Consider the following 13,201-nt stretch of genomic DNA (forward strand, 5'->3'; position numbering starts at 1 on the left):
GAAATCTAATTGGCAACGGATCACGCAATCAATGTCAATGACGGGCACGATCATTGCCGGAGATACACTTGGGCACAAGGAGCCTGGGAGCAATTGCCGAGCACCGGACCTGCTGCGGCAAGCCAGAGGACAAGGGTGTAAGCAGCGATGCGACGGTACTGGCCCATCTTCCGCGGGCCGACCTGGTGCCCGAAGCGTGGGCTCCCGGAGAGAAGGCGCGTGAGCTGCGCATCGCCCTTCGCGAGCGGATGTTTTACGTGCGGCTGCGCACGATGGTGAAGAACCGGATCGTGACTGTCTTCGATCGCTATCCGGAGCAGACGGCCCTGTTAAAGAAGCTCGGGGACTTATTCGGTAAGGCCGGGCACCAGCAACTCGCTGCAATCCATGTCTCCGACATCGACCGTATCCAGATTGATCGCGGACTGGCGTTCATTGGCGACATCGAGGGGCGCATCAAACAGTCGGAAGCCACCATCCGCGCGATCACCAAGACCAACGGCAATGTGAAGCTGTTGAAGACGATTCCCGGCATTGGGGAGTTCTTTGCCAGACTGCTTGACGCCGAGATCGACGACATCAGCCGCTTCCGCAACCCGAAGAAACTGGCCGCCAATGCCGGTCTCGTTCCCTCGACCTATTCGAGTGGCGGCAAAACGCACCACGGCAGAATTATAAAGCAGGGCAACAAGTGGCTGCGGTGGGCCTTCGTGGAGGCGGTCGCGCCGGCCGTTGCGACGGCCCCTCAGCTCCGAGCCCAGTATGACCGATTGAGGTCCCGCGGCACCAACAAAGCCAAGGTGGCGGTGGCGCGCAAGCTTTTGACGATCGCCTTCCAGATCCTGCGCGACCAGCGACCTTACGAGCGGCGCGGCGCCAGCGGCGAGGAAGGCGCATCGTCGACGATATCCCGACTGTCCTGATTCTCCTCTAGCGAGTCCGGCAGCGCCGGATTGCGCTCATATGGGAGCATGGGAAGCCGGGAGCCGAACGCCACTATGTGACTGAGCCGCAAAGACAATCGGCGTCAGGGCACGGATTGGAGAATGGTTCAGAGCCGCAGAGCAGCAAAAAACTGTTTTGCGAACGGGAGAGCTTTAGCCGATCGGCCGAAAGCCGATCAAAACGCAATCGAACCCAGGGAAACAGCCGGCGAAGCGCTGGATTCTACCCTTGAGTTCTTTCATTGGAGAGAAGGTGGCATGAAAGAGGCCGCTCCGACTTTCACGTAGAACTGTCTTCATGCAGGACCGGCCGAAGCAGATGAGGATGCAGTGACCTCCGTTCACGTTCGGCCAGCTTTCCGCCTCGGAGACGCGCCAGCGACATCTGTTCTGTAAGCTCCGGGCAAGCATGCTGGCCTAATCTTGCAGTGACCATAGCGGGGGAAGCCATGCGCAGCCGGGCGACACCTATCATTGCTTTCCCAGTCTTTGTACTGCTGCTTCTCGCAAGCGAGAGGATAGCGACCGTCCTGCTCGGCTATTTTCCATCAGATCCTGACGTGTGGCGTATCTGGCTCTCGCTGCGGACGCAGTTTGGAGGTTTCTGGCTGCTAGTTGATCAGTTTGCGGGAGGGGCCGTGACCTTGCAACTGATTGGGCTGGGCATGGTCATGCTTGCATGCTGCAGTCTAGTCCGAGTGCGGACGCGTTTCGCAATTCCGTTCCTGGTCAATCACATAGCCCTGCTCTTTACAGCCGCCATGTTCGCCACGAGCTATCAAGCCAGAACCGCAAGCGTGTTCGCGGATCTCCCTGGCTTAGAAACCTATATGCTTCCGGTCGGTTTCTCACTCAACGGGCTGACCGGTTCGGTTCTGGCGATTGGGATTGCCGCCTGCGGCTACTGCCACTACCTTTTTCTGAGTGAAGCAAGGCGGAGTACGCGCGAAGTGGCATTCGCGCTGCAGACCTTGAAACGCGACCTCTGAACCGCTTTCGATCCTATTTGACCTTGCGATAGTAGACCTTTCCCTCGGCGTTTTCGAGCCGCTGATAAGCAGCGCTCGGCGAAGGCATGGATGCACGCCGCGACGGTGGAGGTGTGGCCAAGGGCTCTGCCGCCGCTTCGAGCGTGGGGGGAGTTTCGTCGAGCGGAATCACTTGTGGTTCGACATCAGCCGGCATCGCCTCGGCCGATGGCAGCATGCTTGCCTCTTCCCGGGACGGAACCTGGTTTTCGATCTTTTCTAGGCGCTCGCGAATCTCTGCGAGCCTGCCCTGCAGGTTACCATCCAGTGCCTCGAAGCGGCTCTGTACGCCGGTGTTGACCTTGTCGACCTTGGCAATGATCCTTCCTTCAAACTCTGAAAGCTGTTCCAGCTGCCGCTCGACTGTTCGCAACTCACCGATGCCGCGGTAGAAATAGACCGCAGCGGCAAAGTTGAGCGCGGTCACTACCACTGCCGCAGCGCCGGCAAAGACGATCAGCCGGGAGGTGCTGGTCTCGCGGTCGAGCATGGCGTCGCTGGCACCGATCGAGGGCACGCTCGAATCTATGATCGTGGTCATTCGACAATCACCTTTGCGCCGACGGCAACACGTTTGAAGAGGTCGACCACGTCGGTGTTGGTCAGCCTGAAGCAGCCTGAAGTGCCATCGAAACCCACACCCTTCGGGTCGTTGGTGCCGTGGATTCGGTAGAGCGTGTCCTGCCCCTGTCGATAGAGGTATAGCGCCCGCGCGCCGAGCGGATTGTAGGGGCCGGCCGGAACGAATTCGGGCAGGCCGGGCTGACGACCGCGCATTTCGGCAGGCGGGCGCCATTCCGGCCATTCTTTCTTGGCGCCGATTTTTACCGTTCCCGTCCAGCCAAAACCGTCCCGGCCAACGCTGATCCGGTAGCGCAACGCCTTGCTTGACGTGGTGACGAGATATAGCGCCTTTTCGTTCTTGCGGATGACGATGGTGCCAACCGCCTCGCTGGACGGAAAGGCAACCGCGCTGCGCAGGCTGGGACCCATCGCCGGCAAGGGTGGGCGGTCGGCGCTGCGCCAGCTGGCGGCTTGAGCGGCAACAGTGGCAGCCAGTGCCAGCATGGCCAGCAGGCTCGCCAACCAGGATCCTCGCTGCCTTGCAGTTCGCCAAAATCTAGCGCGCATTGCCGTCGAGCCGCTCGTGGAACATCGCTTTGACTTCCTTGTTGAAGCGCGCCCGCGCGTCCACCTCCGAGGGCAGAATGGCGCGGTTGAGTGCGTCGGTCAGCAGCGTCTGGTCGAGACTGATCGACCGGATGTTGGGAGCCTTGAACACCTTCTCCAGTTCCTTGCGCGAGAAGTGGTTGCCGAACCATTTGCGCTTCTGCTTGTTGGCCACCAGCGTAACGCTGGCGCTGTTGCCGCGCAGTTCGCGGATCTTGCCGTAGAGGCGCTTGGCCTGGCGCAGCGAGGCGAGGTTGAGCTCGAAGACGATGAAGATTTCGTCGCTGGTCGAGAGCACCGAGTGCTGCCAAGGCGTTTCGAGATTGGGCAGATCGAGGACAATGTCGTCGAAGCGGTAGGCGACGAGGTCGAGCAGCTTGAGGACGAAGTCTGCGCCGCGCGGCTCGAAGGGGATCTCCGGACGCTCGAAGGAATAGATCGTCAACTCGCGCGGGCCGGTAAGCTTGATGACGTCCATCAACTCGACGTCAAGCCGATCAGGCTGGGTGATGATGCCGCTGAGGTCGAACTTGCTGAACAGGTTGAGATAGGCGCCGCAATTGCCGTTCTGGAAGTCGAGATCGACGAGGCAGGTGGCGGCGGCGCGCTCAGGCGATTTTGCGGCAAGATATTCGGCCCCGGCGATGGCAAGGGTAGTGGCGCCGGCGCCGCCGCTCGCGGCCACAAAGCTTATGATACGGCTTTTGCTCGCCTGGCTGCCGCTGTCGTGGAATGTAACGGCGTTGATAAGCTCCTTGCCGTCGAGCGGCTTGCGCAGCCAGTCGGAGGTGTTGAGGCGGACGAGATTGCGCATCTGGTCCGGCTGCAATTCCGCCGATACCGCAATCAACGGCACGGATGGCCATGATGCGCGCGCCTCGACGAGCCCAGGGCTGCCTAGGATTTCGCCCTGTCCGACGTCAAGGATGATGATGCCTGGCCGCGTGCCCGGCACGGCTCCTTTGAGAAAGGCATCAGGCTCGGCAACCTGAACTTCGTAGATTGCCAGAGCGTCGAGTCTCGCAGCTATATCGCGCTTGAACTGCGGATCGGCCGAAAACAAAGCGATCTGCTTGCGGCGGGTGGGCAGGACCTTAGAATCGATGGCATTCATGATGCTGTGCTCTTCAAGTCTTCGCCGGTTACCGTACTCAACATCGAGGGCATGGCCATATTGGAAAAACCCATCAGCCCGCTGAGGAAGAAGAACTGGAAATTGACGTTCTGGAGGCTGACCGTGACGGTCGGCACCGGCCCGCCGAGGCGCGTCTGGAAGCCGAGTCCGGTGGCGGTGTAGGTCACCACCACATTGGCACGGGTCAGGAACGGATAGAAATGGCACATGCCCGGCCGCTGGGTGCCGGTGGGGGCTGGGCAGGCATCGTCGTTGGTGACAGCCGTGTCGCCGCGGAATATCCGACTGAAATTCGCCGCACTGTAACCTGGGCAAGAGGCGCCGCCGGCCGAGGTGCAGACGAAGGGGCCATAGGCGCCGGCGACAACAGGCGCACCCGGCGTGGCGGTCGGCGCGGCAGTTGCCAACCCGGTGGCGACCGGGTCGGAGATCGACGCCAGACGAGCCCCGACCTGCACCGCCTTGTCAGCGGCGTTCCACTGGTACAAGGCGTTGCCGAAGTCGACGAAGCCTAGCGTCAGCGCAAGCAGCAGCGTCATGACGATGGCCGCCTCCACCATCGCACCACCGCTTTCCGATTTTGAGAAACGCTTCAGCATGGTCAGAACCGTATCAGTCGTTCTTCGCGGGTGCCGGTCAGTGTCATTGGACCGATGCCGATTACCGACAGCATGCCGATGTCGCTGTAGACCTTGCTGTTGGTCACCCTGACGATGCACACTTGCGGGGTGACGGAACGATACTGCGTAACGCCGCTGACCACCGCGTCGTGGCAGTCGGCGACGTTGGCGATGTCGACGATCACGTCCGTCTTCGCCCAGCCGGCAACTCTGGGGCTGCCTGAGCCGGCAGGGTTTCCGTAGACGGCGATGTTGGCGGCGATGTCGGCGCAGTTCACAGCCGGAAAGCCGAAGTCCGTATACATCTGGCTATTGCAGCGGGCTGCAAAGCGCGCCGCGTCGTTGACGCCGGCCTGCATCAGCATTTTCTGGTGGATCATGTTGCCGAACTCGAACACACCGGCGGACAGCACAACCATCAGTGGCGCGACCAGCGCCATCTCAACAAGCGCCGTGCCGCGCTCTTCGCGGCGGAAGCGGTCTCGCAGGTGCCTCAGAACGTCGAACATAGCCGTCACCGATAGAGTTGCGCTTCGTCGCGCAGGAAGTTGTCGAGCGTGCCGCGCCCGCCCTTGCCGGTGATGTCGACCAGTTCGACGAAGATGTCCTTATCTACCTTTATCGGCTCGGTGATGAAGAAGCTGCCGAAAGCCCGGACAGGGACGTCCTCAAGACGCCCAGTGAATTTTAGCCCAGAATCCTTGATTGCCTTGCAGTCAAGGATCGCCCCATAGAGGATGCGCCTGTCTACTTTCGTCACAGGGGTTTGATTGCAGGCAGGAACCCCAGTTTCGCCGCTGACTGCGGCATCATTCACGATGCTGTCGTTGGTGGCGGGGTTGCCGTCGGGGTCGATCTCATAACGATAGACCTCATAACGTGTTGGCAGGTTGGCTCCTGTTCCAGACAATGCAGCCGGGACCCCTCGTGCCGGGTGATTGGTCGACCAATAGCGGGCGAAGTTCCAGTCGCCTTCGCCCATGCGCTGGTCCATCTTGGTGCAAGTCCCGGTGATGTGGCAGGAGTCGCGCTCCAGCCCTACCCCTTTTGTGGGGTCGGTTTCCCATGTGACTTTGCCGTTGTTGCAGTTGATCGATTTCAACCCCATGCGCACGTTTGCGGCAGGACCGTTACTTGTTCCGATATACGATTTGCTGATGCCAAACCGAGAGTTCAGGCCGTTTTCTACAGGCCCTGCGTTCTGTCCTGGCTCGGTGTCAACGCCATCCTGAGCGTAGCAGGCTAGCGGCTTGGTGCTCGCGAGCATTTCTTCCAGGGCTTGGGCTCCGTTGCCGGTCGGTGATGCCAGGAACGCGAAATTGCCCGGCATATAGGAGCCGCCCATACGCATGAGTATCTGTCGACGCCGGTACTCTCTGGTTTGGGCGGCCTGCTCCAGCGTGACGCCGCCTGTGACACTGGTGTCTTCATAGGGATTGCAGATAAAGACCGGTGTGTAGTCGCAGACGCTCGACCTGAAGCCGGCCACAGCACGAGCACCGATATTGAAGCCGTTGTCCGCTGTATTGCCACTTAGGAACGACGCCGGGATGATAGTGCTGAAAGCGGTTGGCGCGACAGTGACCTGAATGAAACCCGACTCCTTCTCGCCGACCACCGGATCGGCATTTGCGTTTTGTGCGCTGGTCACGGCCGCGCTGTCGTTTGCCGGAAGGGCCTTGAGGAAGCACCAGGAGATGCTTCCCGCGTTGTTGCAGTTCAACGCTCCTCCCGGCTGGCCGGCAGTCAGTGTCGTCCTCCCGGCGGTGGAGAAGTAACTCTCGTTCTGAACCAGTGTTGCCATGGCGCGTTCGGCGCGCGCCCATGCGCCCGCCGAGCCGTCTAGTTCGGCGGCCGCCGCAAGTGCAAAGCTGTCCGCAGCCTTTTGCAGATCGTTGTGCAGGGTGCTCGCCCTGCTCATGTCGATGACGAGGAGGGAAAGGCCGATGATCGCCGGCAGCATGATGCTGACGAGGATAAGCGCAATCCCTCGCTGGTCCTGCCAGAATGCGCGAAGTGTCCGCAACATGGCGAATGCCTTCTTCCTGCTCCTCGCGCGGCCGCCTCGTAAGCCCCGCACTTTTCGCCGCATCCTTGTCCCTATGTTCCTCCCGCGCCGGCCCCCACGTTGATCGTAACGTTCTGCGACGCTGCCGGCGCCGGCGGGATGAGGTAGCGCTTCATGACCGCGTCGGTGCGCGCGCCGCTGGTCGGAATGCGGTTGTTCTGGGCGGCCGGGTTGAACGGATCGGCGGTCTGCAGAAGCATGTTGTGCTTTTGCGTGTCGCCAGCCGCCAGAGTGACCGTGTCGTAACGGTTGAGATAGTCAGCGCAGCCCGAAAGCAGCCCGGTCATCGCAATAAGGAGCAAGGCGCTATTTCTTGGCATAGATCATCTTGTCCTTGGAATTGACGTCGAGCATGTGGCCGTAGGGGCCGGTCACGCCTTGGCCGAGTTCGTAGGCGCGCACCATGTCCTTGGTGATCTCAAGCTGGCCGAGCAGGAAATACTCCGGATCGTTGGCAGGCCGCGACTTGTCGAGCGGCGTCGCCAGTTCCTGGCTGGGTTTGGTCGGCCGCACGAGGCGAGGCGTGACAATGATGACCAGGTCGGTCTCGTTCTTGATGTAGCTCGACGAGCGGAACAGCGCGCCAATGACCGGCACCTGGCCGAGCCACGGCACCTGGCTCTGCAGCTTGCGGTTGGTCGACTGAAGCAGGCCGGCGATGGCGAAGCTCTGGCCGTCGCGCAGCTCGACAACGGTCGAGGCCTTGCGCGTGCTGAAGGCGGGAATGTCAATGTCGTTGACGCGAATAGAGACCGTCGGGTCGACTTCGCTGACTTCCGGTGCCAGCCTGAGATTGATCTTGCCGTTCTCCAGCACGATCGGTGTGAAACGCAGCTTGACGCCGAATTCCTTGAATTCAATGCTGATCTTGTTCTCATCCTGCGCCACCGGGATCGGCACTTCGCCACCGGCGAGGAAACTTGCTTCTTCGCCGGATAGGGCCGTGAGGTTGGGTTCGGCGAGACGGCGAGCGAGGCGCTTGTCTTCCAAGGCGCGGATCATCACGTCGACATTGATGCCGGCGTCGATCACGCGGGCGATCATCGAGGCGAACGGCGCGTTGCCTGTTGCGAACAGAGCGCCAGCACCTGCCAGGCCCGGGACGATCGGCGGCCCCGAAGAAAGCCCGTTGCTGGTGGTCGAGCCATCGCTCTTGGCGCGAAGAGACACCCCGAGTTCCCGCCCGGCATTGCGCGACACTTCCAGCACGCGGACCTCAAGATTGACCTGCTGGCTGTCCTCGACCTCGATGGCGTTGATGATCGCGTCGGGTCCGTATTGCTGGGCGACCTGAAGGATCTCGGCCAATTGGGCGCCGTCCTTGACGCGGCCGCCGAGCCGCACCTTGCCGTTGACCGAGCCGATGGTCACGCGCGACCGTGGCGCCACCTGCCTGATGGCCTGCGCCATGTCGTCGACATCGACACCAACCTCGACCTCGATGACGCCGAGCGAACGGCGGTCCTCGGAAAACAGATTGATCGAGGTCGTGCCGGCACCCTTGCCTATGACATAGAGTGTGCGGTCGGTCATTGGCTGGGCGTCGGCGATCTTGTTGTCTGCCACCACCATGTCACCGAGATTCTGGTTCACCTGAACTGTCACCGACTGGGACATCGGCAGGAAAATGCGGTGAACGCGCGGGCTGGAGACATCTATGCGCCGGTCGGCGGCCACAGCGTCGCTTACCCAAAGACAGGGCAGCGCGATGATCGCCAGTGCCGCTGCTGCCAAAGCCGCGCGAAGTGCTCGCATGTATCTCAATCCCCCTGGCTATGCGCCTGTCGTTTCAGCTTTCGACCCGTGCCACGGTGAGCGTTTTTCCCCTCACTTCGCCCGCGGCACATCGTAAGTCACACGCTCGACGCCTCGAAACACTCCTACTGTCGCATAGGCGGGCGGTTCGGGCTGCACGTATTTTACCACTTCCTTAATGAGCTCTTTCGTATCCGCTGAAGCTGGCTTGGCCTTGCCCAGCTCGTCAAGTCGGTTGTCGACGTTCTCAACCGCCTTCCTCAGGCCGTCGAGTTGCTCATCGTTGCGTTTGCGCTCGGCTGCCAGTCGGTCAAGCTCGGCCTGCCGCGCGGCAATATCGCTGGGCGTTTCGCCTGTGAGGTCCGAGAGGGTGACGCGCGCAGTCGTCTCGCCCTGGCTCGCAGCGACCTGGCGCAGTGCCAGCGACAGCTGGCCCGCGCCTGCGGCAAGCGTCAGCTTCTGGGCATCCTTGGTGCTGGCCTCCAGCGTTACCGCCTTGACGACCGTGGGGCTTTCCTTGCTCTCGTCGGCGACCTGGTCGACGGCCAGCACTTTCATGCTTTGCAGGAGCACGTCGACAAAGCTCTCGTCGGCGCCGTTGGCGTTGCGCACCGTGCGTGTCAGCAGCACGTCGACGCGGTCGCCGGGGAAAACAAAGCCGGCGACGCCTAGCACATCGTTGACGCGGATGGAGACGGCCTTCATACCGTCGGCAAGCACGGCCGACAGCGTCGCGCGCTGGCCGGGGCCGGTGATCTTGCTGGCCAAGATGGGTTCGTTTGTGCCGATCGCCTGCAGTGCCTGGCGACTGCCTTCCTTGGCGAGCATCTCTTCGGCGGTCTTGAAAGCGCCTGCGGGAATGGCGCCTTCCGGCCAGGGTATCTGGCGCATCTTGTCGGCGGTGACCGCGTCACCGAATTTCAGCGGAACGGACGCGACCACGATGCTCGATCGCGGCGCCTCGCTGGCGCTGGCCATCTGGTTACGCTGGTTGGCGAGCCACATATTGGCGAGCACGACGGCGAGCACACCGAAAATGCCGGCCAGCACAATCATGATGATCGAATTCGCGCGCATACGGTGCTCCTGCTTTCCCGCAACGATGTCGAATTTAGAATCCTTGCCGAACTAGGTCGATGAGCATCAGGCCCGGGGCGTGCGACCCGGGCCTGATCTTAATTTGTCAACTACCGACGCCGGAACCGCAAGTACCGGCTGCAGCAGCCAGATCAGTGCATAGATCAGTGAAGCGGCCGTTCACCCAGAGGCCGATGCCGACGATGATGAGAATCGCCGCGCCTGCAATGATACCGACAAGAATAGAATATTCGACCATGGCAGCTCCGTTTTCGTCATCGCGGAACTGCCGGGCCATCGTCATGAGCTTCTTCATGTCAATTTCTCCCCTTGGAGTTTTGAACCCGACGAGACGAGCAAAGGATGAAATCCATACCCAAGCATCCCCCGTCAGTTGTGATGCTAGGTCCGAGTTTTTTTCCAAGTCAAATCCTTTTAACGGATTTTTAACCCCGCAATACATGAGTCGCCACAGGGCTGCCGCAATTCGAAGCAGCTAACCTTCTGAATTCACGATATTTTAGCGCATCCTTAACTATAAAATCACATTCGCTTGCCCTGCGTATGCGTATTAGATGATGCGCATATGCGGTTATATACATTGATTTTAAACGGTAATTTGGTTCGAAGTATAGAGGGTAGGTTCTTGGTGCATGGATTTGTATGAGGTCTACATACTTTGCATTCAACATTTGCGGGAAAAATCATTCCCGGCAAGCAGCTTCTCTTAACTATAGGTGAAGTAATGTGGCTGCCGCGGACGTACCGCGCTTGCGCTGCCTTTGGTTACCAAATAGTTTATGGATGGCTAATGAAACTGGGCGATGGGGGATTGTCGATCAAGCGCAAGGCGGAAGCGGGCCATCATGGCGACCTCGGAAGTGGGTTGCTCTCGGCTTTGGTTTCTTGCGTGAAAGATCCGGTCTGTCTCTCGTGGGCTCGGCAAGGTCAAACTTGGGATCCGCCGATCGGCGGCGAGGGGAGCAGCGAGGCGTAGTCATGCTCGGGCGCTTTACCAGGTCGAATGCAACAGCGGTCCCCCAGGCCGAGGCCCTGGCGCCGCTGCCAGTCACTGTTGCTGCTGTCGCGCCCGCGGTGGCAGACGTCGATACCGATGCTGACAAGTTGCTCGCCCTGAAGGTGGAAATCCATCGCCATCTGATTGAGCGTTTCAATCTCGCAGCTCTCGAAACCGCTTCCAAGGACGAGATACTCAATGAGATCCTGCCGATCGTTCGCGAGTTCGTCCGGAACAAGAACATTCCGTTCAACGCGCGTGAACTCGACCAGCTGACCAGCGACACTGCCGATGAGATGCTGGGTCTGGGGCCGATCGAGCCGCTGCTCAAGGACGATTCGATCGCCGACATTCTGATCAACACGCACAGGCGCGTGTTTATCGAGCGCCGCGGCGTGCTCGAGGAAACGCCGATCCGCTTCCGTGACGAGGCGCATCTGATGCGCATCATCAACAAGATCGTCTCTGCCATCGGCCGCCGTGTCGATGAATCCTACCCAATGGTCGATGCGCGGCTGGAAGATGGCTCGCGTGTCAACGTGGCCGTCAGACCCATCACTGTCGACGGTCCGCTGGTCTCGATCCGTAAGTTCTCCAAGCATCCCTATTCGCTTGAGCGTCTGATCGAATTCAATTCGATCCGCCCGCCGATGATTGATATGCTCCGGATCGCTGTGCAGTCGCGCAAGTCGATTCTGGTTTCCGGCGGCACCGGCAGTGGCAAGACTACGCTGCTCAATGCGCTGTCGAGCTACATTTCCCACCGCGAGCGTCTTATCACCATTGAGGATGCGGCGGAGTTGCAGCTGCAGCAGCCGCATGTCGGGCGGCTGGAAACCCGCCCACCGAATGTCGAGGGCAAAGGCGAAGTGCGCCAGCGCGAACTGGTCAAGAACGCGCTGCGCATGCGCCCCGACCGCATCATCGTCGGCGAAGTGCGCGGCGAAGAAGCCTTTGACATGCTGCAGGCAATGAACACCGGGCACGAAGGCTCAATGACGACGATCCATGCCAACACGCCACGTGACGCACTGGCGCGCCTGGAACAGATGGTTGGCATGGCAGGCATGCCGATGTCTGCCGAATCCATCCGCGCGCAGATCGCTTCGGCGATCGACATCATCGTACAGACGCAGCGGCTGTCGGACGGCGGGCGGCGCGTGATCTCGATCTCGGAGCTGACCGGCATGGAAGGCAACGTCATCCAGTTGCAGGAGATCTACCACTTCATTCGCCGCGATGTGACGGACGAGGGCAAGATCGTCGGTGACTTCAGGGCCACAGGCATACGACCACGTTTCGCTCAGGAGGCCGCGACGCTCGGTCATCACTTTGCCAAGGATGCCTTCAATCCACAGGTGCCGCTCTGATGCTGACCGGCCAGACACTTCTGTACATCATCTATGTGCTGGCGGCTGCTTCGGTCATCCTGGCGATAGAAACTTTCTATTTGTCCTATGCGTCGCGGCGAGCCACCGCCGGCACCATCAATCGCCGGCTCAAGCGACTGGCCGAAGAGGCGCCCGCCGAGCAGACGCTGCGGGGGCTCTTGCGTGAGCGCGGGCTGACCGACAGCGGCGATTTTGTTTTTGGTGTCGTTTGGCTCAACCGACTTTATACGCAGTCCGGGATCACGGGAAACCTGCTCGCTTTCGCAGCGATATTCCTGCTGGCCGGGACTTTTATAGGACTGCTCTCGACTATAATCTTGGGCTATCCAGCGGCTGTCGGCCTTATCAGCATTCCGCTGGTCGGACTCGTTCTACCGCTTCTGGTGCTCAGGCGCGCGCGCAACAAGCGCATTGCCAAATTCGCAAGGCAATTGCCTGATGCGCTTGATATGATCGTGCGCTCGCTCCGTGCTGGCCATCCCACATCGGTGGCAATCTCGCTTGTCGCGCGTGAAATGCCCGACCCGATCGGCACTGAGTTCGGCATCGTGTCGGATGAGATAACTTTCGGCCTAAGCCTTGAGCAGGCCGTCAGGAAGCTGTCGCAGCGCGTCGGCTTTGAAGGGCTGCATTTGCTGTCAGTTTCGCTGTCGATTCAGGCCAAGACCGGCGGAAACCTGACGGAGATTCTGTCCAACCTTTCGTCCGTTTTGCGTGAAAGGCAGAAACTGCGTCTGAAGATCAGGGCGCTCTCTGCCGAGGGGCGTGTGTCAGCATGGATTATTTCGCTCTTCCCGATCGTGATGTTCGGTATCTTGCTGGTCATAGCCCCGAGCTACTATGGCGACATCTGGAACAGCCCGCTAGTCACCCCTGTTTTTGTCGGTTTTGGTCTTTGGGCCCTGCTCGGCAATCTTATCATGTACCGAATGGTTAATTTCGATTTCTGAGGGGAGAAAAAGATAGATCCGATCGCGAACATTGACCCAGGCCTG

General features: G+C 60.3%; 13 protein-coding genes and 1 pseudogene. 4 read left to right on the forward strand and 10 right to left on the reverse strand.

Annotation, left to right across the window (positions count from 1 at the left end):
* Positions 1 to 146: 146 nt before the first annotated feature.
* Positions 147 to 923, forward strand: a pseudogene (locus ACSQ3E_RS05835) (IS110 family transposase); the annotation flags it as partial.
* Positions 924 to 1,393: 470 nt separating this feature from the next.
* Positions 1,394 to 1,933, forward strand: coding sequence for a hypothetical protein (locus ACSQ3E_RS05840; protein ID WP_310322859.1), 540 nt, complete (start codon positions 1,394 to 1,396; stop codon positions 1,931 to 1,933).
* Positions 1,934 to 1,946: 13 nt separating this feature from the next.
* On the opposite strand, the gene ACSQ3E_RS05845 is transcribed toward ACSQ3E_RS05840, so the two are convergent.
* From ACSQ3E_RS05845 to ACSQ3E_RS05890, 10 genes are all read right to left on the reverse strand, one after another.
* On the reverse strand, positions 1,947 to 2,513 hold the full coding sequence (locus ACSQ3E_RS05845; protein ID WP_310322860.1) for a hypothetical protein: 567 nt from the start codon (positions 2,511 to 2,513) through the stop codon (positions 1,947 to 1,949).
* The gene (locus tag ACSQ3E_RS05850; RefSeq protein WP_310323420.1) at positions 2,510 to 3,040 is read right to left on the reverse strand and encodes a L,D-transpeptidase; all 531 of its coding nucleotides are present in this window, start codon (positions 3,038 to 3,040) and stop codon (positions 2,510 to 2,512) included. Before ACSQ3E_RS05850 ends, ACSQ3E_RS05845 begins: the two co-directional genes overlap by 4 nt.
* A gap of 52 nt (positions 3,041 to 3,092) precedes the next feature.
* The gene (locus ACSQ3E_RS05855) at positions 3,093 to 4,256 is read right to left on the reverse strand and encodes an AAA family ATPase (RefSeq protein ID WP_310322861.1); all 1,164 of its coding nucleotides are present in this window, start codon (positions 4,254 to 4,256) and stop codon (positions 3,093 to 3,095) included.
* Positions 4,253 to 4,876, reverse strand: a complete 624-nt coding sequence (locus tag ACSQ3E_RS05860) for a TadE/TadG family type IV pilus assembly protein (protein ID WP_310322863.1) — start codon at positions 4,874 to 4,876, stop codon at positions 4,253 to 4,255. Before ACSQ3E_RS05860 ends, ACSQ3E_RS05855 begins: the two co-directional genes overlap by 4 nt.
* A 2-nt stretch (positions 4,877 to 4,878) precedes the next feature.
* A complete protein-coding gene (locus tag ACSQ3E_RS05865) occupies positions 4,879 to 5,406 on the reverse strand; it encodes a TadE/TadG family type IV pilus assembly protein (protein ID WP_310322865.1) in 528 nt (175 codons plus the stop codon).
* 5 nt (positions 5,407 to 5,411) lie between these two features.
* Positions 5,412 to 6,926: a TadE/TadG family type IV pilus assembly protein gene (locus ACSQ3E_RS05870; protein WP_310322868.1), complete on the reverse strand. Its 1,515-nt coding sequence runs from the start codon at positions 6,924 to 6,926 to the stop codon at positions 5,412 to 5,414.
* Between the two features lie 71 nt (positions 6,927 to 6,997).
* A complete protein-coding gene (locus ACSQ3E_RS05875) occupies positions 6,998 to 7,252 on the reverse strand; it encodes a hypothetical protein (protein ID WP_436121985.1) in 255 nt (84 codons plus the stop codon).
* Positions 7,253 to 7,271: 19 nt separating this feature from the next.
* Positions 7,272 to 8,720 (reverse strand): type II and III secretion system protein family protein, encoded by a 1,449-nt coding sequence (locus ACSQ3E_RS05880; RefSeq protein WP_310322871.1) that lies wholly within the window; start codon positions 8,718 to 8,720, stop codon positions 7,272 to 7,274.
* Positions 8,721 to 8,792: 72 nt separating this feature from the next.
* Positions 8,793 to 9,797 carry a Flp pilus assembly protein CpaB gene (cpaB, locus tag ACSQ3E_RS05885; protein WP_310322872.1) on the reverse strand — a complete coding sequence of 335 codons (1,005 nt, stop codon included), beginning with the start codon at positions 9,795 to 9,797 and terminating at the stop codon, positions 8,793 to 8,795.
* A gap of 106 nt (positions 9,798 to 9,903) precedes the next feature.
* Positions 9,904 to 10,113: a Flp family type IVb pilin gene (locus ACSQ3E_RS05890; protein ID WP_310322874.1), complete on the reverse strand. Its 210-nt coding sequence runs from the start codon at positions 10,111 to 10,113 to the stop codon at positions 9,904 to 9,906.
* Between the two features lie 683 nt (positions 10,114 to 10,796).
* Here ACSQ3E_RS05890 and ACSQ3E_RS05895 point away from each other — a divergent pair.
* Both ACSQ3E_RS05895 and ACSQ3E_RS05900 read left to right on the forward strand, forming a co-directional pair.
* Positions 10,797 to 12,185 (forward strand): CpaF family protein, encoded by a 1,389-nt coding sequence (locus ACSQ3E_RS05895; protein ID WP_310323422.1) that lies wholly within the window; start codon positions 10,797 to 10,799, stop codon positions 12,183 to 12,185.
* On the forward strand, positions 12,185 to 13,156 hold the full coding sequence (locus ACSQ3E_RS05900; RefSeq protein WP_310322875.1) for a type II secretion system F family protein: 972 nt from the start codon (positions 12,185 to 12,187) through the stop codon (positions 13,154 to 13,156). The genes ACSQ3E_RS05895 and ACSQ3E_RS05900 overlap by 1 nt, the downstream gene beginning before the upstream one ends.
* Positions 13,157 to 13,201: the final 45 nt, after the last annotated feature.

Origin of the sequence: Aminobacter sp. LjRoot7 (assembly GCF_964252895.1) — a bacterium.
Taxonomy (GTDB): domain Bacteria; phylum Pseudomonadota; class Alphaproteobacteria; order Rhizobiales; family Rhizobiaceae; genus Aminobacter; species Aminobacter aminovorans_B.

What these genes read in the sequence shown, in the direction of transcription:
- ACSQ3E_RS05840 (WP_310322859.1), top strand. Translation starts at nt 1,394, where the DNA reads ATGCGCAGCCGGGCGACACCTATCATTGCTTTCCCAGTCTTTGTACTG.
- ACSQ3E_RS05845 (WP_310322860.1), bottom strand. Translation starts at nt 2,513, where the DNA reads ATGACCACGATCATAGATTCGAGCGTGCCCTCGATCGGTGCCAGCGAC.
- ACSQ3E_RS05850 (WP_310323420.1), bottom strand. Translation starts at nt 3,040, where the DNA reads ATGCTGGCACTGGCTGCCACTGTTGCCGCTCAAGCCGCCAGCTGGCGC.
- ACSQ3E_RS05855 (WP_310322861.1), bottom strand. Translation starts at nt 4,256, where the DNA reads ATGAATGCCATCGATTCTAAGGTCCTGCCCACCCGCCGCAAGCAGATC.
- ACSQ3E_RS05860 (WP_310322863.1), bottom strand. Translation starts at nt 4,876, where the DNA reads ATGCTGAAGCGTTTCTCAAAATCGGAAAGCGGTGGTGCGATGGTGGAG.
- ACSQ3E_RS05865 (WP_310322865.1), bottom strand. Translation starts at nt 5,406, where the DNA reads ATGTTCGACGTTCTGAGGCACCTGCGAGACCGCTTCCGCCGCGAAGAG.
- ACSQ3E_RS05870 (WP_310322868.1), bottom strand. Translation starts at nt 6,926, where the DNA reads ATGTTGCGGACACTTCGCGCATTCTGGCAGGACCAGCGAGGGATTGCG.
- ACSQ3E_RS05875 (WP_436121985.1), bottom strand. Translation starts at nt 7,252, where the DNA reads ATGACCGGGCTGCTTTCGGGCTGCGCTGACTATCTCAACCGTTACGAC.
- ACSQ3E_RS05880 (WP_310322871.1), bottom strand. Translation starts at nt 8,720, where the DNA reads ATGCGAGCACTTCGCGCGGCTTTGGCAGCAGCGGCACTGGCGATCATC.
- cpaB (WP_310322872.1), bottom strand. Translation starts at nt 9,797, where the DNA reads ATGCGCGCGAATTCGATCATCATGATTGTGCTGGCCGGCATTTTCGGT.
- ACSQ3E_RS05890 (WP_310322874.1), bottom strand. Translation starts at nt 10,113, where the DNA reads ATGAAGAAGCTCATGACGATGGCCCGGCAGTTCCGCGATGACGAAAAC.
- ACSQ3E_RS05895 (WP_310323422.1), top strand. Translation starts at nt 10,797, where the DNA reads ATGCTCGGGCGCTTTACCAGGTCGAATGCAACAGCGGTCCCCCAGGCC.
- ACSQ3E_RS05900 (WP_310322875.1), top strand. Translation starts at nt 12,185, where the DNA reads ATGCTGACCGGCCAGACACTTCTGTACATCATCTATGTGCTGGCGGCT.